Origin of the sequence: Prevotella sp. CAG:592, assembly GCF_000436015.1 — a bacterium.
In the GTDB taxonomy this organism is placed as follows: Bacteria; Bacteroidota; Bacteroidia; order Bacteroidales; family Bacteroidaceae; genus Prevotella; species Prevotella pectinovora.
On the sequence record NZ_FR892554.1, the window covers coordinates 1 to 19,361 of the forward strand.

Sequence of the window (19,361 nt, forward strand, 5' to 3'; positions counted from 1 at the left end):
TCTTCTTCCGAGGTGCCGCCTGTCTTATATATATCCAAAAAACACGTATTCGTAGAATAGCATAGGTGCGAAATAGCTAAAAATGGTTAATATATTTCGTAAATGTAAAAATTAATGCGGATAATTGATTAGATTTGCAAATTGAAATTAAATGTGTAAGAGAAAGTATAACAAATATTAAACCTGTGAAGATGTTTTCATGGCGGGAAAGTCAAACTCTCGCTGTGGAAAAGATCATTAATTGACAACAGATTATCAACACGTATAGTGTGTCTGTATTAAACCGACGGGTGGGGAGTGTTCTCACCTTATGGTTATGATGCAATAGTCTGCCATTAATATAGCTGAAACTTATATACCTCTGTTGCATTAGATTAAATCTGAAGCTGCAGAACTTATGCTCCTATGGAGTTTATCTTAATTCAATAAATTGATATTCAAAACTTATAAGCTATTTTTATATTTATGAAGAAGAAGTACTTAAAACCGGATCTCGAGGTCATTGCGCTTGAAACATGCGTAACTCTGGGGGGATTCAGTACATTGGAAGGCAATCCTCCTGAGATAGATGCCAAAGAACATAATGCTGTTAGCGGTTTCCTCTGGGATGACATCCAGGAGGACGATGATACGGATGAGGATTTGCACCTGTTCTGACAAAACAACATAACCATATTCCCACTTTTCTTATTGGTGAACAGACATTGGCGTTCGCCAAAAACAGATTTTACGAATTAAACATTTTATCATGAATACATTTTATACATTGGCACTGACTTCTGTGTATATATTCAATTCGCAGGGGCAGTATCTCACCGTGGGTGACGATGGCAAGCCGGCAATATCAAACCGGCCGGTGAAGCTGAAAGTCTCCATGGTGGATGAGAAAGCTGATGCCGGGCGTATGAATTTCAACGGCAAAGACGTAAAGTGGATATTGAAGTCGTCTGCCGGCCAGTCATACACCTTGGGCTATCAGGACAGTGATGCCTACTCCACGGCATTTGTCTACGCACAGTCTGGAGCTATATCGACCTCGTATGAGGAACCAGACCCCACATTCGCTGCCGGACAATGGAAGGTAGCTGCCGAAGTTCCGTATCAGGAAGTGATTCTCGATGAGGCTCTGGATTATGTGCGCCCCACATTTTCAGAAGAGTATGTGGACGTGACGCTGAAGCGTAAATTCAAGACAGGACAGTGGAACTCCCTGTGTCTGCCTTTCCCTTTGTCGGCTGAACAGATAGCTGAGACTTGGGGTGTAGGAACCAAGGTGGCGTATCTTACCAGTGATAGCGATACCAAACTGTTTTTCACCTATCGCACAGACATTGGGGCAGGACAGCCTTGCCTGCTACAGCCTGAGAGAGTGAACGAAGACCAAACATATAAGTTTGCTGGCATTACCGCATCCTCTTGGTATGAGCGCGAAGGTAATCCGGGGTATACTGTAGGACAGACAAGGGTGACAGGATTCTTCTCTCCGACCCTCGTCAAGTCGAGGTCTTACGTTTTCAGTGCTGACAAAATTTATCATCTCACGTCAGATATGGAAGCCAAAGGATTCCGTATGTATTTCGAAGATGTAGCCGGTCCGCAGTCAGCTCGCGAACTGACATGGAGCGTTGATGAGAATCCATCAGAGACCAACGACATCTCTTCCGTTCCCAATTCCTCAAGCGCCACCATCGGCGATGTGTATAGCATCAATGGTCAGCGTGTTCGCCATCGTTCCAATTCAACGAAACTGACACCGGGAGTATATATAGTGAACGGCATAAAACTCATCGTGAAATAAAAACCAAGACCTTATGAAAACATACATAAAGCAACATATAGTCGCAGTAGCGGCACTGCTCGTTCTCATGGTGACGCAGGCGTTCGCAGCGGAGACAAACCTTCTGAGCAATTACACGCCTAACGGCTTGTCGTTCTCGAAGCAAACAACAATTGACTTCCAGAAACAGACATTCAAGGCTGTGCTCGACCTCAGCTCTTGCCAGAGCAGCACAACTTACGAGAATGTGCTCTCTATCGGCAATGATTTGCAGGACGCAAGTGGATGGGGAGGATCTGGCGTCTACGTAATCCACATCTTTTACACTAAGAGCAGCAATACCTTGCAGGTGAACTGCTTCAACGGTGGCTCAAGCAACACTTACCGTGAAGACCACACCAACATCTCGGGCGAAACTACTATAGAGTTGAACTCGAACGGTCTGTATCTTAACGATACGAAGATTTGCGATGCATCAAATATCAGCAATATCCTAAGCCTTACGTCTATTCTCTACGGCAGCACTCAGGGCAACACACGCTCATGGGCGACCTATAAGTCTGTAAGTCTTGTTACTGCAGGAACCACTGGCGGCACAACAACGCCCACAACCACAACATTCTCTGCACCCGTATACGGCTCTACATATTATATATGTCCAGCCGACTACCCGACAAGATGCTTCACCGTTACTACATCTAACGATGATGAGCAGATTACAGTGACCGCTAAATCAGACAGCAACACGGGACAGCAGTGGATAACAAAGCAAAGCAAATATTCCACTTCGTATCCTTGGCACATCGTAAATGTGATGTCTTCCAAGGCTCTTGACATGGCAGGCAACAACACTAATGTAAGGCCACTCCAGTGGACATCCGAAAACGATTACAATGGTGGTCAGGCTAACGTAAACCAAGAATGGAAATTTGATGAGGTAGATGCGACACAGCACACATATAAGATTTACGCTTATACACAGAATAAAACTTATTACCTCACATACGATGGAACCGACGGCGGCAAGCTTGGTCGTACAACAAATTCAAATAGAGCAACAGCCTTCGGCTTCATCAAAGTAGAGGGATCAACTGGTGGCGGTAGCACTGGTGGTAGCACAACATCTCCTAACGGTTCGTTCGATGTTAGCTGGATTAAGAATCAGAGCAAGGTGAGCGACCATAAGGAGGATGCACACGCTACATTCATCCCATACGCTTCGGTAGAGCAGATGAAGGCTGACGCCACTCACTACGCAGAGCCTTGGCAGCAGCCCGACGAGACAAAGGCTGAATATGTCAACCTCAACGGAACATGGAAGTTCAAGTATGTTGCAGGAACATCATATGGTCCTGGCTCAAGTGAGTTCCAGGCAAAGGACTATAACGACAGCGGTTGGGACGACATCCGTGTGCCGCTCTCTTGGGAAATGGCCAACTATGGCAAACCAGTATACACCAACGTTGGTTATCCGTTCAGCAACAACCCACCTAATGCGAACTCTGGAATGTCACAGTATGGCGTAACAGACCACAACGCAACGGGCTTCTATCGCCGTACCATCAACATTCCTGCGACATGGAAGGACAAGCGTGTGTTTATCCATTTCGACGGTGTATACAGCGCTGCTGTAGTATGGGTTAATGGCAAATACGTAGGCTACTCGCAGAGCTCTAACACCGACGCTGAGTTCGACATCACCGGCTTCGTAACTACCGGCGACAACCAACTCTCGGTACGTGTATATCGTTGGTGCGACGGTTCGTATCTCGAAGGTCAGGATATGTGGCACCTCTCTGGTATTCACCGCGACGTATATCTCGTGGCTACTCCGAAGGTGTTCGTGTCGGACCACTATATAACATCTTCGCTCAACAACGAGGCTACAAGCGGCAGTATGTCGGTGAAGCTGACTGTAGACAACCGCAACACCGTCTCTACAACCAAGACTCTGCAGGTGTCGTTGCTCGATGCTGACGACAATCAGATTGCTACCGGAACACAGACATACAGCGGAACATCAACAGCAGAAAAGACTGTTACACTCAGGGGTCTCAGCAACCTGCGTCCATGGAGCGCAGAAGATCCGTATCTCTACACCGTCGTTGTAAGTCAGAAGGACGAGAACGGAGCTGAGGAGATGGCGTTCTCTACAAAGTACGGCTTCCGCAACATTACAAAGAGCGGCAACCTCATCAACATCAACGGTAAGCGTGTCTACTTCAAGGGCGTGAACACTCAGGACACTCACCCTGAGTATGGTCGTGCTATAGATATGGAGACCATGATGAAGGACCTCACAATGATGAAGAAGGCTAACGTGAACACCGTGCGCACATCGCACTATCCGCGTCAGCCGAAGATGTACGCTATGATGGACGCTCTCGGCTTCTACGTGATGGACGAGGCTGACGTGGAGTGCCACTACAACCAGAACTTGTCAAGCAACAGCAGTTGGATAACAGCTATGGACGATCGCACAAAGCGCATGGTGCTGCGCGACCGCAACCACCCGAGTGTAATCTTCTGGTCGTTGGGCAACGAGTGCGGCGGCGGTAGCAACTTCTCTACTACATACAATACGTGTAAGAACCTCGACTCACGCTTCGTTCACTATGAGGGAGCAGGAAGCGGAACTAATTACTCCGACCTCGGTTCTAACATGTATCCAACCGTTTCGTCAGTAGGAGGAAACAGAAGCGGACTGAACGGCAAGCCTTACTTCATCTGCGAGTATGCTCACGCAATGGGTCAGGCTGTCGGTAACTTGAAGGAATACTGGGATGTGATTGAGGGTAGTAACGGTATCGTCGGTGCTTGTATATGGGACTGGGTAGACCAGTCGGTTTACGACCCTGCAAAGCTTGTTAACGGTAAGAAGAAGAGCGAAAACGGCTTCAACTACTGGGTGTCTGGCTACGACTACAACTCAACAAGCGGTATAAACTATGGCTTCCAAGGCAACTTCCTCAACAACGGTATCATCACACCAGACCGCACATGGACTGGCAAGCTCTCTGAGGTGAAGAAGGTGTACCAGAATGTGAAGTTCAGCGACTTCAGCGCTTCTGCAAAGTCTGTAAACATCGCGAACAAGTATGCGTTTATGCCTATCTCATCAGACAACTTCGACATCGCTTATCGCGTAATGAAGGACGGATATTTGGTGGAGAACGGCAAGCTCGAAAGCTTCAACACAATCGCAGCAGGTTCTTCTGCTACTGTAACACTGCCTATAACAACTGAAGTAGAGGGCAGCGCAGAGTATCTCGTAAACGTAGAGTTGCGCGTAAAGAAGCCGACAAAGGCGAACGTTGCCGATTGGACATCATGGGCTGAGGAGGGCTACAGCATCGCTGACGCTCAGTTCTCGCTCTCTGAGCAAAACATCTCTAACGGCACTGCTATGGGCACTGACGGCACAATGGGATTCCCAGTGCTACCAAGCTACACTTCTGCAGGTCGCTCGTTGAGCGTAAGCGGCAATACCGTAACAGGTACAGACAACAACGGCAAGGCATATTCTATTGTGTTCAATTCATCAGGCAAGATGACCTCATGGACATACGATGGCAAGAGCCTTATCGCTGAAGGTCCTGACTTCAACAGCTACCGTAAGGTGGACAATGACCGTAACTTCGAACCTTCGTTCAGCAATTCATCAAGCCTCAGCATCACAAGAGCACTCGCTAAGAGCGGTAACAACGCTACGATGTCAGTCGAGGGTTCGGCAACGGGCTGCAGCTACACCATCAATTATACATTCTATCCTGATGGCACTGTAGACATGAACGTGAAGTTCTCGCCAAGCGGAACACTCGCTCGCATCGGCTTGGGCATGCAGTTTGCTTCCGGCTTCGAGAATGTGGAGTTCTATGCCCGCGGTCCTCGTTCCAACTACAGCGACCGCAAGACAGGTTCTTATCTCGGCCGCTTCACCACTACGGTAGACGACATGGTGGACGAGATGATACACCCCCAGACATTCGGCGACCATGAGGATATGCGTGAGCTGATTCTCACCAATAGGGCTTCTAACGTGCAGATCGGAATCAAGGCAGGCGGAAGAGCATCATTCTCTCTTTCACACTACGACGAGACAAAGTGGTGCAAATCAGGCGACTCGATGTGGAACACTAATCTCCACTGGTACGACCTGACACGCTATCAGCAGGTTTATGCCCACTTCGACTATATGCAGCGCGGCCTCGGCAACAACTCCTGTGGTGGCGACAGCTGTCTGTCTGATTATGTGTGTCCATCTTATTCTTCGTGGAATAGCAGCTATGGTTACACATTGCGATTCACCCCACAATCAGGTGGCAATGCGCGGATAACAGAATAATATTTGCAGAAATATTCTCTGATTTGAGAATAAACGTCAATCCCAATCGGTCTTTATATTCAGACCGGTTGGGGCTAAAATAAAGAAACTCTCCCGATAGGCTACAGGCAAAGACTTGATGCTTATCGGGAGAGTTCTTTTTTTTGTGGATTAATCCAAGCTTATCAGTTGTTTTCAGGACGGAGCTGACGCACGGTCACTCCAGTGCGCCACATTTCGCTTTCGCGCATAGCCTTCAGTTCGGCGTTCAACTTCTCGCGATAGTCAGGCTTTGAGTTGCTGTCGATAGAAATCTGAGCCTCCTTTCCGGTCTTTACAGAGAGGTAGAGCCACTCCATGACAGGCTTGATGGCCTCGCGGAAACGCGGAGCCCAGTCGAGAGCGCCACGCTGGGCTGTAGTAGAACAGTTGGCATACATCCAGTCCATTCCCTTCTCGCCGAAGAGAGGCATGAGGCTCTGTGTAAGTTCCTCTATGGTCTCGTTGAAAGCCTCTGATGGAGAGTGTCCATGCTCACGGAGCACCTCATACTGAGCCTCGAACAATCCCTCGATGGCACCCATCAGCGAACCGCGCTCACCGGTGAGGTCGCTTGTAGCCTCACGCTGGAAAGTGGTCTTGAAGAGATAGCCCGAACCGATGCCGATGCCCAATGCCAAAGTCTTCTCCTCAGCCTTGCCCGATGCATCCTGATATACGGCATAAGAGCAGTTCACGCCACGTCCCTCGCGGAACATGGTGCGCAGAGAGGTGCCCGATCCCTTTGGTGCCACCATGATGACATCCACATCCTCTGGAGGCACCACACCGGTGCGGTCGTTCCAGTTGATGGCAAAGCCGTGAGAATAATACAGAGTCTTGCCCTTGGTGAGATATTTCTTTATCTTAGGCCATACCTGTATCTGACCGGCGTCTGAGAGCAGCATGCAGATCACGGTACCCTTCTCTGCAGCCTCCTCGATAGAGAAGAGACTCTCGCCCGGCACCCATCCGTCAGCCACTGCCTTGTCGTAGGTCTTGCCCTGGCGCTGACCAACAATCACGTTGAAACCGTTGTCGCGCAGGTTGCAAGCCTGGCCAGGTCCCTGGATGCCATAGCCAAGCACAGCTATTGTCTCGTTCTTCAATACTTCATGTGCCTTCTCCAAGGAAAACTCCTTGTTGGTGACTACCGTTTCGATAACGCCACCGAAATTCATTTCTGCCATATTTGTTTTGTTTTAGTTATGTGCCCTCAGACACTTATGTTCTTTTTACCTTATAACCATTAACGATCCAATGACCGTTAATGGTGTATTTTATATATACTGCTATCAGCCTTTATTATATCTTCTCGAACTTCAACATACATCTGACCACTTCAGCATCCACGGTCTCGGCGTTTGTCTTCGTTACCCTTACGCAGACCGTATCGTCGTCGCGCTCTTCGGTATAGAAATTCAGTTTGTCGCCGCAGTAGCTTTCTGCCACATACGCTATGTCGAAGCGTCTGATGCGGAATTTGCGGTAGTGGTCGATATCGAAGAGGTCGAGGATATGCTCGATGTATTTGATGCTGTTGATATGACCGTTCACGTCAACGTCGCAGTAATACGTGTCGATTGTCCTTGCGAGCTTCGCCTCCTTGCCCATCTTCACTCTCGACAGGCCTTCGATAGGGCATTCCTTGTCTTTCTCTATATACCGTTCTATCTCACCGTCTCTGATGGCGAGGATATTCAGCGGCTGTCTCGTTTCCGTGTCTATCATCGCCCACACGCTCTTGCCGTAGCCGTATGTGCGGCTGTCATCAGTGCTGCAGATGCGGAAGTTTCTGTTGGTGAAGAATCTCAAGGCGCTTTCCACCCATGTCTCCACACTGAACTTCTCGTATGCCGCCGGCATGTCGTCCATCTCTATCGCCAGTCGCGACAGCACCCAGGTCTTGTGGATGGGGTTGAGATAGTTCATACCGAAGTCGCGGTCGTTGGAATGGAAATCCGCCGCATTGAGCAAGTGGTTGCCCAGATGTCCCATGAAGAGCTTCTTTGAGAAGTCGCAATGGAACGGTTCCGACAGGAAGTCATATCTTCCGATTTTTCCTAATGTTGCCATTTTCTTCTATCTTTATTGGTTTTTCATGTTGTTCTCGCGCATTGATATCAAGTCGTTCACTTCTTCCACAGGATTCCTCGTTATGGCTATTCTTCCGCTTCGAGTATACTGCAGCACGCAGTTTCTTTCCTGCAGATTGGTGTAAAGGGCGATGATGTCTTTTGTCACGCCGCTCAGCATGGCTGTGCAGAACGTAGGGTTCACCTCGATGATCTGTGCGTCGGCACGGCGTATTATCTTTGAAATCTCCGGATTCTCCATCACGACAGGCGTTGACAGCTTGAACAAAGCATCTTCGCGGATGAATATCTGGTCGTCGGTATAGTAGTCGGCCTTTATCACGTCCACCTTTTTCTCTATCTGCTTCGTTATCGTCTTCACCTGTTCCTCGTCGCTCCATGTGGTGATGGTGTATTTGTGTACACCCTCTATGCTTGAAGCCGAAGCGTTGATGCTCTCGATGTTCACCTGTCTGCGGGTGAATACGGCGGTCACCTGGCTCAGCATGCCCACCATGTTTTCTGTATAAATGAGCAGAGTATATAATTTCTTGTCGTTGTCCATTTCTGTAGTCCTTTATTCTTTGAAATCCTCTTTTCCGAGAATCATCTCGTTGATAGGTTTGCCGGGAGGCACCATCGGCATCACGTTGTCCTCCTCCAAGACAGCACATTCAAGGACATACGGTCCGTCGGTGCTGAGCATCTTCTCTATTTCCCCCTTCAGTTCCTCGTGGGTCACGGCGAGTCCATACGGTATGTTGTAACCCTTGCAGATAAGCTCGTATTGCGGGTTCATCATCCTTGTGAACGACCTTCTGCCTCCGAAGAACATGTCTTGCCATTGGCGCACATTGCCGAGATAGTTGTTGTTGAGCAGGATAACCTTCACCGGTGTCTGCTGTTCCATAATGGTGCCGAGCTCCTGTATGTTCATCTGGAATCCACCGTCGCCGGTAAACATGCACACCGTGCGGCCAGGTGCTCCGAATGTGGCACCGATGGCAGCAGGCAGTCCGAAGCCCATTGTGCCGAGTCCGCCGCTTGTCACTAACGAGAGCGGTTTGGCGAATTTGAAATATCTGCAAGAGAACATCTGGTTCTGTCCCACATCATTCACCATCACTGTATTGTCGTCGGTAGCTTCAGCCACGGCGTTCACCACTTCTGCCATGAGCAGGAATTTGCCTTTCGGATGGATGGCAGGCTCTATCACACGCTCACGTTCCGTTTCGTACAGAGGCTTGAAACTGTCTATCCATTCTTTATGGCTGTTCTTGTGGACGAGAGCCGTAATCTTGGGCAGCGACTCCTTGCAGTCAGCAACGATGGCAATGTCGGTCTTCACATTCTTGTCAATCTCCGAAGCGTCGATGTCGAGATGGATTATCTTTGCCTGTTTGGCATAAGTAGCCACATTGCTCGTCACCCTGTCGCTGAATCTCATTCCTATGGCAATCAGCAAGTCGCATTCCTGTTCCTTTATGTTCGGTGCATAGTTGCCGTGCATGCCGAGCATTCCCATATTCAGCGGATGGTCGGATGGCAGGGCAGATAATCCCATGAGAGTCCTTGCTGCCGGTATGTCGGCCTTCTCCAGAAACTCCTTCAGTTCCTCCTGGGCATTTCCAATCTCCACACCATGACCGACGAGGGCAATCGGCTTCTTCGATTTGTTGATGAGCTCCGCCGCAAGCCTCGTCTTCTCTTCGTCCGGCTGCGGATAGGCATTATAGCTTCTGATGAAGTCGATGTGTTGAGGCTCATATTCAGTAAGAGCCTGCTGTATGTTCTTCGGGAAGTCGATGACCACAGGTCCTGGTCTTCCTGATTTAGCTATATAGAATGCCCGGCTGATAGCCCAGGCTATATCCTCCGGTCTTCTTATCTGGTAGCTCCATTTGCATATCGGCTGTGCGAGACAGGCGAGGTCTACCTCCTGAAAGGCGTCTGTGCCCAGAGCGCTGATGCCCACCTGTCCGGCAATGACCACAATAGGAGTGGAGTCTGTGAGCGCATCGGCAACACCCGTCACGGTGTTGGTGGCTCCAGGACCGCTTGTCACGATACATACTCCAACCTTTCCGCTCACCCTTGAATATCCTTCTGCAGCATGTGCCGCCGCCTGTTCATGGCGCACAAGGATATGGTTGAACACCTTGTTGTCGCCGCGGGTATAGTGGTATAACGCATCGAACACCGGCATTATCGCTCCTCCGGGATAACCGAAGATGGTATCCACCCCTTCGTTTGCCAATGATCGCATCAGCGCCTCCGCACCGGTTATCTTCTCTCTTGCCATTCTTCTCTTACAATTTGTTGATTTGTGTTTCGTGCTTCAATTCCAATCCGCTTTACGGGTTGGGGCTCACTGTGGCGTCAGCCTATTCTATTATTCTGACGCCACCCTTGTCGGCAGAGCTTACACTCTGTGCGTATGCCCTGAGAGCCTTGCTCACCGTGCGCTGGCGGGTCATCGGGCGTTGTTCCCTTGCCGCCAGTTCTTCGTCGGTCAGCTTCACGTTTATCGTTCTGTCAGGTATGTCAATCTCTATGATGTCGCCATCTGTTATCTTTCCGATGTTTCCACCGGCTGCCGCTTCCGGCGATATATGTCCGATGCTGAGTCCCGATGTGCCTCCGCTGAATCGTCCGTCTGTTATCAGCGCACATTCCTTACCCATGTGCATGCTCTTGATATACGAAGTGGGGTAGAGCATCTCCTGCATTCCCGGACCGCCCTTCGGTCCTTCGTGGGTTATCACCACGCAGTCGCCTTTCTTCACCTTTCCGCCAAGGATTCCCTCGCAGGCATCCTCCTGGGAATCGAATACCTTTGCCGGTCCTTCGAAGTGCCACAATGCAGGGTCCACTCCGGCAGTTTTCACCACGCATCCGTCCTGTGCGATGTTTCCGAACAGCACGGCAAGTCCACCGTCTTTCGTATAAGCGTGGCCGAGGTCGCGTATGCAGCCCTCGCTGCGGTCGGTGTCGAGCGTCTCCCATTTTTCGTCTTGTGATCCCATCCTGGTAGAGAACTTTCTTCCGGGAGCGCTGCGGTATATCCTGTCAGCCTCTTCGTCGACTGCAGATTTCGTGATATCGTATTTTTCGAGCTGTTCGCCGAGAGTCTTTCCGTCAGCACGTTTCACGCCTTTGTGTATCAAACCGCCCTTTGCCAGTTCGTTCAGAATTCCAAAGATTCCACCGGCACGGTTGCATTCCTGAATGCTGTATTTCTGTGTGTTCGGCGAGAGCTTGCACAGACAAGGCACCTTACGGCTCAACCTGTCGATATCGCTCATCGTGAACTCCACGCCGCCCTCCTGTGCCACGGCGAGCAGATGTAGCACGGTGTTTGTGCTTCCTCCCATCGCAATATCGAGAGTCATGGCGTTGAGAAAAGCTTCCCTTGTGGCAATGTTTCTCGGGAGCACGCTGTCGTCGCCATCCTCATAATATTTCATGGCGTTTTCCACTATCAGGTGTGCGGCGTCTTTGAAAAGCTGTATTCTGTTTTTGTGGGTGGCGAGAATCGTTCCGTTACCCGGCAGACTCATGCCGATTGCCTCTGTAAGCGAGTTCATGGAGTTTGCCGTGAACATACCTGAACAGCTACCGCAGCCAGGACAGGCACAACTTTCAATCTCCTTCAGTTCTTCGTCGCTTACGCTCTTGTCGGCACCGTTCACCATGGCGGTGATGAGGTCGGCGTTTGCGCCTTTCCAGCGTCCCGCTTCCATCGGTCCGCCACTGCAGAAAACGGTAGGTATGTTAAGTCTCATTGCCGCCATAAGCATTCCCGGCGTCACTTTGTCGCAGTTTGATATGCATATCATGGCGTCAGCCTTGTGGGCGTTAACCATATATTCCACTGAGTCGGCAATGATATCTCGTGAAGGCAGGGAATACAACATTCCGTCGTGTCCCATCGCTATTCCGTCGTCGATGGCAATAGTGTTGAACTCGGCGGCATAGCATCCCATTTTCTCTATTTCTTCTTTTACGATTTGTCCGATGTCGTGCAGATGAGTATGTCCGGGCACGAATTGAGTGAAAGAGTTGACGATGGCAATGATTGGCTTGCCGAACTGTTCGTGTTTCATTCCTGCCGCCACCCAGAGGGCTCTGGCTCCTGCCATTCTCCTTCCTTCGGTGCATACCGCACTTCTCAACTTATTCTTCATCTTATTCCTTTTTTAGTGTTAAGCTAATACCTCGTATTGCAAATTTGTGTTTGAGCGTTTATGATTGTACGCCAAAAATAATGCTATTGTTGTATATCGGGCAAATGCCCTTGCATTTGCCTACAAAGGTAATTGTTTTTCCGAACAATAGAACAAAATGACACACGTATTTTCTTTTTTAAGATACATTTAGAACAAAAAAACTTAAAAAAATAAAGAAATGTCAGAATAATGACACATTATGATATGAAGTGTGCAATGCGGATGTCAGCGTGTTATCTTGCCCTCAATATTATACACCTCCTCTTCGTCCGCCATATGTCGCAGCACACGTTCTATCGACGGCATGTCGAAATCGAGGGTGTAAAGTTCCTTTATGTGATGAGGCTTCTTGTCTTCGAGCAGTTTCAGAATGGCGAGTCTTATATCCTTGTCTCTCTGTTTGTCCTCTCTTGTTCTCTTTTTCTGTTCTATGCACACGTCACATTGTCCGCATCTCTCAGACCGTGTCTCTCCGAAGTAGTTGAGCAACTGCTGGCTGCGGCAAACCTTTTCGCTCTCGGCGTATGTCACCACAGCCTCAAGGCGCTTCTCAGCCAGTTTCTTTCGCCAGTCATACACTTTCATCGGGATGACAATCTCCTCGAAGTCAACGCGGCTTTGCGTATATTTGATGTGTGGTATGCTCTTGCGGGGTATGAAATGTATGATATGCTTTCTGCTCAGGGTCTTCAGTATTTCATGAGTCTGCTGGTCGTCCACACCGCTCTGCTGTGCGATAAGCGCCTCTTCGATATAGGCATAATCGGAGAACATGCCGCTGTAGTTTCTGAGTGCTGCCACAACGACGGCGTTCTCTTCATCGGTCATGTCTTTCAGGCGATAAAGGTCGTTGCGTCCGATGAGGAAACGCATCCTTGCCTTGTTGTCGCTTGCCTCGCTGTATTCTATGTATCCGGATTTTTCAAGAATCTTGAGTGCCGATTCCACTCTTGCCGGATAGTGTTTGAAGTTTCTGCAGAATTTGTCGAGGTTGAATTCGAAAGTCCTTTCGAAGCCGCAGCCCACGGCGAGTTGGAAGAAATACGCAAGATGTTCATACACGGTCTTGATATATTCCTTGTCAGGATACTGGTCGGCGATGCGGCGCTGCAGTATCGACTTGTCTCTGCCGTTGAAAAGCAATACGGCATAAGCCTTGTTTCCGTCTCTGCCTGCGCGCCCGGCTTCCTGGAAATAAGCCTCTATGGAGTCAGGACTGTCGATATGTATCACGACCCTCACGTCCGGTTTGTCTATACCCATGCCGAAGGCATTGGTGGCTACCATCACCTTCACCTTGTCCTCCTGCCACATTGACTGCCGCAAGTCTCTCACGGCATGGTCGAGGCCGGCATGATAGAAGGTGGCGCTGATATTGTTGTCGTTGAGATATTCAGCCACTTCTTTGGTCTTCTTCCTGCTGTAGACATACACGATTGCCGAACCGCTGAGCGATCGTATGATATGTGCAGCCTGTTCGAGCTTGTCGTCGGCTGTCCTGACGATATACGCTATGTTTTTCCTCATGAAGCTCATGCGGAATACGTTCTTTTCCTTGAAGTTGAGTTGTTTCTGTATGTCGTCGATGGCGGGTAGGGTGGCGGTGGCTGTAAGTGCGAGGACAGGTGCGTCCGGCTTTATCTTTCTGATTTCGGATATTGCCAGATATGATGGTCTGAAGTCATATCCCCATTGGCAGATACAGTGGGCTTCGTCAACGGTTATGAAGCTCACGGTCATGTGGCTCAGTTTGCTGAGAAACAATTCAGACGACAGTCTTTCGGGGGATATATATAATAAGGTGACGCCACCGAGCACGGCATTGTCGAGAATCTTCAGTATCTCAGTATGTTTCATGCTGCCATAGATGGCGTATGCCTTCACCCCCTTCTTCCTCAGAGCGTCTACCTGGTCTTTCATCAGCGCTATGAGTGGGGTGATGACGAGGCATACCCCCTCCATGGCGATGGCAGGCACCTGGAAGGTGATAGACTTTCCACCGCCGGTAGGCATCAGTCCGAGAGTGTCTTTCCCGGCACAGATGCTTTCAATGATGTCTCTTTGTATTCCTCTGAAGTCAGGGTAGCCCCAATACTCCTTAAGAATCCTGAGGTATTTGTCGTCTGCCATCTGCCAGTGTTATAATGTTCAAGCCTGTCCCTCTGTCGGCTGTATGTCTTCTATCTGCAGCTGCACGTCGTTGTGTTTGAAGATATTGTCCTCTATGGTGTATGCGATGTTGAAGCTGCGTTTCGACTTGATGTATCGTGCTGCGGCACTTTGTCCGAAGGCGATGCCGCTCATCACGTTGTTAGACTTTGAGTCTACGAGTTCCAGTTTGATGTGTTCCTGCTCTCTGCCCACCACCTTGCTCGTGCCGAAGTCGTATACGTTCATTGTGGCAAACATCGGTTTTGTGTTGCCCGGTCCGAAGGGGCCGAACTTCTTGAGTTCGCTGTGCATCTTCTTCGTGATGTCCTTCAGGTCTATCACGGCGTCGATGTTGAGTGCCGCTTCGGTGTGTTCCGGCAGTATATGTTCCTCCACGTATGCCTGGAACCTGTCTCTGAATTCCTTCACGTCGTCCCATCTCAGCGTCAGTCCGGCTGCATAGGTATGGCCGCCGAAGTTCAGCAGCAGGTCACGGCAGCTCTTTATGGCGGCATATATGTCGAATCCCGCCACGCTTCGTGCCGAACCGGTGGCGAGCTCGCCGTCGCGTGTCAGCACTACGGTAGGCCGCACGTAGATTTCCGTCAGTCTGGAAGCCACGATTCCTATCACGCCCTTTTTCCAGTTCTCGTCGTAGAGCACTATGCTCGAGTGCTTCTGCTGGCTCTCCAGTCTGCCCACAATCAAGTTCGCCTCTTCGGTCATCTGCTTGTCTATGTCCTTGCGCTGCTCGTTGTATTCGTTGATGTGTTTCGCCTTGTCGAAAGCCACGGCGAAATCCTTTTCCACGAGCAGGTTCACGCTCTCCCTTCCGTTCTCCATACGTCCGGAAGCGTTGATCCTCGGTCCGATTTTGAACACGATGTCGCTCATCGACAGCGTGCGTCCGTTCAGTCCGCAGATGTCGATGATGGCTTTCAGTCCGATGTTAGGGTTCTGGTTCAGCTGTTTCAGTCCGTGGTAGGCAAGAATCCTGTTCTCTCCCGTCACCGGTACGATGTCGGCAGCGATGCTCACGGCACAGAAGTCGAGCAGCGGTATCAGTCTTGAGAAAGAAATGCCGTTGCTCTTTGCAAACGCCTGCATGAATTTGAATCCCACACCGCATCCGCACAGATGTTTGAAAGGATAGGTGTCGTCTTCTCTTTTGGGGTTCAGAATAGCGGCAGCTTGTGGCATTTCCTCATCCGGCACGTGATGGTCGCAGATGATGAAGTCTATGCCCAGCTCTTTGGCGTATTCAATTTCTTTTATCGCCTTTATTCCACAGTCGAGTATTATTATCAGTCCCACACCCGTTTCGTGGGCGAAGTCGATACCCTTACGGCTCACTCCATATCCCTCGTCGTAGCGGTCGGGAATGTAGTAGTCGATGTTGGAGTAATACTGCTGTAAGAACTTGTAAACCAATGCGACGGCAGTACATCCGTCCACATCGTAGTCACCATACACCATGATGCGTTCCTTGCGCCCCATGGCTTCGTTGAGTCTTTCCACCGCGGCGTCCATGTCCTTCATAAGGAAAGGGTCGATGAGGTCGTTGAGCTGCGGATGGAAGAATTTCTTTGCGTCCTCTTCCTTTATTCCGCGCTTCGCCATTATCGTCGCTATCACGGGGCTGACTTTCAGGTTGTCAATCAGTTTTTCTGCATCTTTCTTTTGTTCTGGTGTAGGTGGATCGTATTTCCATTTAAAATGCATTTATATATTCTTTTTATTTCCTTCGCGAATGTCTTTGTAGGGCATTTCAAGGCACGTAGCCTAAGCCTTCAGGCCAAAGAGCGTGTAAAGTTACGAAAATTTGCTCAAATACTTATGTTACCCGCAGGTTTTTTATATAATTTTTAGGCAAGTAGACAAGTATGCAAGTAGACAAGTAGACGAGTAGGCAAGGGTATATGTCTCGACTTGTACGTTTCAGCAATAATCCTGTCTGTCAACAAATGGAAGCAATATCCTTGTTTGTTCGTCTGTCCGTAATTTTTTTTGAAAATATCCCTGCCAAATGTCCGAAATCCTTTTCTTTGGCGTTATATATATAAACGAGAGATGAAACCAGAAGAGTTCAACCATATTATCCTGCCTCTTAGACAAGAGTTGCTGTCGCGGGCCTTTGGCATGACCGGAAACGGAGAAGATGCCGAGGACCTCGTGCAGGAAGCGATGCTGAGGCTATGGAAAAGGCGCGACTCGCTGGATGCTTCAGACAATATAAAAGCACTTCTCTATACGATATTGCGCAATGCCTTCTATGACGACAGGCGCCGGCAGCAACGGCATCCTTCAGCCGAATTGTCAGAAGGTGACGCCGGTTTTGAGGAGCGAGGCGTGGAGACTCTCGACGAGATGGCGCTGATACGGAATATAGTGGAACACCTTCCGCCGTTGCAGCGCCAGCTGTTCAGAATGAAAGAGATAGAGGGCTATGATGCCGGAGAGATAATGCAGATAACGGGCTGTACAGCCGACAATCTGAGAAAGAACCTCTCAAGGGCGCGTCTGAAGATAAGAGATACTTATATGAAACTGATGAAAGGAGCAAGAGATGAAAAATGATATTAATGACAACAGAACGGCTCATATTGCGGAACTGCTGGAGAAATATATCGGCGGTGAGACCACTATGGCGGAGGAAGATTTTCTGAGAACGTATTTCAGAGAACATTCGGGTGATATTCCGGCGGAATGGAAACCATACAGGGTAATGTTCTGCTTCGTGGATGCAGAGAGGAAAACGGTTCGTGACGAAACTGATGACATTGCTGCTGAAGCGGAGCCTGAAACCGCCGGCAAGACCGTCGGTCTGCACCGCAAGGTAGCCCTTTGGCTGTCGGCTGCTGCAGCTGTGGCGTTATTGTTGGTCTTTTTCCTTCCGTCGCACCAGAGTGATGCGGTGTGCTATATGGTTGAAGACGGAAAAGTGTACACCGACAAGCGCTTGGTGCATGCAGAAGCTGCTGAGGCATTGCGCAACGTCGGTGAAATGGCAGACGATGATCCGTTTGAGGCTATGCGGATGATGAGGTGACTTGTTGTTGGAGAATGGTGATGTATGTAGAATTTTAATGTCAATGACTATGAAACGATATTTGTTTAGACGCATGATGTTCATGGCTGTGTTTCTGATGCTTGCCGTTGCAGCGATGGGACAAAAGGGACTCAACGTTGACAATGTGTTCCAGCGATATGGCAGAGCCAAGGGATGCAAGATGGTGGTGATGGAAAACACCACGCTGCATGGCTATAAACTCAGAGTGTATAAGAGTCTGGTATACAAGAAGCTACACCATGCAGTGAAGCCATATCTCGATGCCGACAGGAAGAATGCCAAGAAGGTGCGCGAGGTGATCGACGGTGGTGAACTTGTGAGTGGATATTACATGATGAAACCTTTGCCGGGCGGTTACAACAGATACATCCTCTTCAGCTATGTTGACAGCCGTAAGGGTACGGTGATATATATAGAAGGGAAACTGTCGCCCGACGACATACTGAAACTCTGTTATTCCAAGTATTGAGGGCTGCCCTCCGGAAATCCACTGAAAAAACAACCCGTCCTGACCTTTATGAAAGGCAAAAACATTTTCACAGGATGTCAATTTGATAATAAAAAAACTTGAAATATGAAGAAATTACTATTGTTGGCTGCGTTCTTGCCGCTTTTGGGAGAGGCAGCAGAGAAAGAAGACACGACGTTTGTGGTGAAAGACAAAAAAATCGTAGTAGACGTGGATGGCAGCAAGACCAACGTCAAGGTGTTCGGCAACGACGGAGTGGAGCAGACGAAGGTCAGCGAAATGAACTTCGTGGATGGCCAGGAAGTGGAACAGGTATATGTGGGTTCGCCATTCCTGCCAACAAGCAATCTGCAGCACATCGATTTCGCCCCACGTTATCCTACGGTATGGTTCGGTATGGCAAACATCACCGGCAAGGTGTTCGGCACGAGCCAGCTCCACCACGCAAGGTTTTCAAAGTCGTTTGAATTTGGCGTCACCCCTTATTACATGTCGGTGCCGTTCAACAAGCAGAACAGTATGGGATTCAGTATCGCAGCCCAGCTTGTGTGGAGCCACCTCTGCTTTCAGAAAGACTATGTCGTGACGGAAACCGGCGGCAAATGGGATTTCGTGAAGATGGACCAGCGAGCCGACGGCAACAATATCAACTATATGTCGTTCCGTCTGCCCATGATGTTCACCGTGGATGGCAGCTATGACTTCTATTTGGGGCTGGGACTGTCGCCCGAGATCCGTACCAATGCCTGGTATAAGATGAAAGGAAACATATCGGCAGACGAGACCTACAAGCTCAACCGTCTGGGACTTAACATGTCGGTAGTCTGGGGAATCGGTCCGCTTGTCTTCAGCGGTTCGCTGGGTCTAACGCCACTTTTCAAGACAGTCAACGGCAAGAAGGCATATCAGAACTCCTGTTCTGTAGGAGTGGATGTCCTGTCGCTCGTGAAACTCATCAACTCAGGCAAAAAGAAGAACAAGAATAAAATAGATTTCTAAATATTGCTGTCCGGTAAATCTTTTGCAAGCAGTTGTAAAATACTACCATTGAACGGCCTAATGACCGATTTGGGTTTAAGATAATCGATATGGGTGAAAGTTGCCCATATCGCTGATTCTTAGTAAAAGCAAGAATTGCTCACAAACTGTCAGATTGTCTGGTTTTTAGTCGTAACATTTTGACAGACAGACAGTTGACTACCTTACGATTGTCAGCCAATTGTCTGG

At 49.2% G+C, this 19,361-nt stretch carries 14 protein-coding genes; 7 read left to right on the forward strand and 7 right to left on the reverse strand.

Annotated features, from left to right (window positions below):
- Positions 1 to 465 precede the first annotated feature (465 nt).
- From QVO99_RS04360 to QVO99_RS04370, 3 genes are all read left to right on the forward strand, one after another.
- A complete protein-coding gene (locus QVO99_RS04360) occupies positions 466 to 657 on the forward strand; it encodes a hypothetical protein (RefSeq protein ID WP_022316381.1) in 192 nt (63 codons plus the stop codon).
- Positions 658 to 748: 91 nt separating this feature from the next.
- Positions 749 to 1,798: a T9SS type A sorting domain-containing protein gene (locus QVO99_RS04365; protein ID WP_022316382.1), complete on the forward strand. Its 1,050-nt coding sequence runs from the start codon at positions 749 to 751 to the stop codon at positions 1,796 to 1,798.
- Between the two features lie 13 nt (positions 1,799 to 1,811).
- Positions 1,812 to 6,122, forward strand: a complete 4,311-nt coding sequence (locus tag QVO99_RS04370; protein WP_022316383.1) for a glycoside hydrolase family 2 TIM barrel-domain containing protein — start codon at positions 1,812 to 1,814, stop codon at positions 6,120 to 6,122.
- A 164-nt stretch (positions 6,123 to 6,286) separates the two neighbouring features.
- Here the strand turns inward: QVO99_RS04370 and ilvC are convergent, their stop codons facing one another.
- The 7 genes from ilvC to recJ form a co-directional block, all read right to left on the reverse strand.
- A complete protein-coding gene (gene ilvC, locus QVO99_RS04375) occupies positions 6,287 to 7,330 on the reverse strand; it encodes a ketol-acid reductoisomerase (RefSeq protein ID WP_022316384.1) in 1,044 nt (347 codons plus the stop codon).
- Between the two features lie 115 nt (positions 7,331 to 7,445).
- The gene (locus tag QVO99_RS04380) at positions 7,446 to 8,216 is read right to left on the reverse strand and encodes an acyl-[acyl-carrier-protein] thioesterase (protein ID WP_022316385.1); all 771 of its coding nucleotides are present in this window, start codon (positions 8,214 to 8,216) and stop codon (positions 7,446 to 7,448) included.
- A gap of 12 nt (positions 8,217 to 8,228) precedes the next feature.
- Positions 8,229 to 8,780 carry an acetolactate synthase small subunit gene (gene ilvN / locus QVO99_RS04385; RefSeq protein WP_022316386.1) on the reverse strand — a complete coding sequence of 184 codons (552 nt, stop codon included), beginning with the start codon at positions 8,778 to 8,780 and terminating at the stop codon, positions 8,229 to 8,231.
- A gap of 12 nt (positions 8,781 to 8,792) precedes the next feature.
- Positions 8,793 to 10,517, reverse strand: a complete 1,725-nt coding sequence (gene ilvB, locus QVO99_RS04390; RefSeq protein ID WP_022316387.1) for a biosynthetic-type acetolactate synthase large subunit — start codon at positions 10,515 to 10,517, stop codon at positions 8,793 to 8,795.
- 82 nt (positions 10,518 to 10,599) lie between these two features.
- On the reverse strand, positions 10,600 to 12,402 hold the full coding sequence (gene ilvD / locus QVO99_RS04395) for a dihydroxy-acid dehydratase (RefSeq protein WP_022316388.1): 1,803 nt from the start codon (positions 12,400 to 12,402) through the stop codon (positions 10,600 to 10,602).
- 267 nt (positions 12,403 to 12,669) lie between these two features.
- Complete coding sequence (locus tag QVO99_RS04400) at positions 12,670 to 14,574, reverse strand: RecQ family ATP-dependent DNA helicase (protein WP_022316389.1); 1,905 nt, start codon at positions 14,572 to 14,574, stop codon at positions 12,670 to 12,672.
- 18 nt (positions 14,575 to 14,592) lie between these two features.
- Positions 14,593 to 16,317: a single-stranded-DNA-specific exonuclease RecJ gene (gene recJ, locus QVO99_RS04405; RefSeq protein WP_022316390.1), complete on the reverse strand. Its 1,725-nt coding sequence runs from the start codon at positions 16,315 to 16,317 to the stop codon at positions 14,593 to 14,595.
- Between the two features lie 348 nt (positions 16,318 to 16,665).
- Here recJ and QVO99_RS04410 point away from each other — a divergent pair, with 348 nt between their 5' ends.
- From QVO99_RS04410 to QVO99_RS04425, 4 genes are all read left to right on the forward strand, one after another.
- Positions 16,666 to 17,172 carry an RNA polymerase sigma factor gene (locus QVO99_RS04410; RefSeq protein ID WP_022316391.1) on the forward strand — a complete coding sequence of 169 codons (507 nt, stop codon included), beginning with the start codon at positions 16,666 to 16,668 and terminating at the stop codon, positions 17,170 to 17,172.
- On the forward strand, positions 17,162 to 17,644 hold the full coding sequence (locus tag QVO99_RS04415; protein ID WP_022316392.1) for a hypothetical protein: 483 nt from the start codon (positions 17,162 to 17,164) through the stop codon (positions 17,642 to 17,644). Before QVO99_RS04410 ends, QVO99_RS04415 begins: the two co-directional genes overlap by 11 nt.
- A gap of 49 nt (positions 17,645 to 17,693) precedes the next feature.
- Positions 17,694 to 18,134: a hypothetical protein gene (locus QVO99_RS04420; RefSeq protein WP_022316393.1), complete on the forward strand. Its 441-nt coding sequence runs from the start codon at positions 17,694 to 17,696 to the stop codon at positions 18,132 to 18,134.
- A gap of 105 nt (positions 18,135 to 18,239) precedes the next feature.
- Complete coding sequence (locus QVO99_RS04425; protein ID WP_022316394.1) at positions 18,240 to 19,133, forward strand: hypothetical protein; 894 nt, start codon at positions 18,240 to 18,242, stop codon at positions 19,131 to 19,133.
- The last annotated feature ends 228 nt before the right edge of the window (positions 19,134 to 19,361 follow it).

Coding starts and splice junctions, on each gene's coding strand:
- QVO99_RS04360 (WP_022316381.1), top strand. CDS start 466: ATGAAGAAGAAGTACTTAAAACCGGATCTCGAGGTCATTGCGCTTGAA.
- QVO99_RS04365 (WP_022316382.1), top strand. CDS start 749: ATGAATACATTTTATACATTGGCACTGACTTCTGTGTATATATTCAAT.
- QVO99_RS04370 (WP_022316383.1), top strand. CDS start 1,812: ATGAAAACATACATAAAGCAACATATAGTCGCAGTAGCGGCACTGCTC.
- ilvC (WP_022316384.1), bottom strand. CDS start 7,330: ATGGCAGAAATGAATTTCGGTGGCGTTATCGAAACGGTAGTCACCAAC.
- QVO99_RS04380 (WP_022316385.1), bottom strand. CDS start 8,216: ATGGCAACATTAGGAAAAATCGGAAGATATGACTTCCTGTCGGAACCG.
- ilvN (WP_022316386.1), bottom strand. CDS start 8,780: ATGGACAACGACAAGAAATTATATACTCTGCTCATTTATACAGAAAAC.
- ilvB (WP_022316387.1), bottom strand. CDS start 10,517: ATGGCAAGAGAGAAGATAACCGGTGCGGAGGCGCTGATGCGATCATTG.
- ilvD (WP_022316388.1), bottom strand. CDS start 12,402: ATGAAGAATAAGTTGAGAAGTGCGGTATGCACCGAAGGAAGGAGAATG.
- QVO99_RS04400 (WP_022316389.1), bottom strand. CDS start 14,574: ATGGCAGACGACAAATACCTCAGGATTCTTAAGGAGTATTGGGGCTAC.
- recJ (WP_022316390.1), bottom strand. CDS start 16,317: ATGCATTTTAAATGGAAATACGATCCACCTACACCAGAACAAAAGAAA.
- QVO99_RS04410 (WP_022316391.1), top strand. CDS start 16,666: ATGAAACCAGAAGAGTTCAACCATATTATCCTGCCTCTTAGACAAGAG.
- QVO99_RS04415 (WP_022316392.1), top strand. CDS start 17,162: ATGAAAAATGATATTAATGACAACAGAACGGCTCATATTGCGGAACTG.
- QVO99_RS04420 (WP_022316393.1), top strand. CDS start 17,694: ATGAAACGATATTTGTTTAGACGCATGATGTTCATGGCTGTGTTTCTG.
- QVO99_RS04425 (WP_022316394.1), top strand. CDS start 18,240: ATGAAGAAATTACTATTGTTGGCTGCGTTCTTGCCGCTTTTGGGAGAG.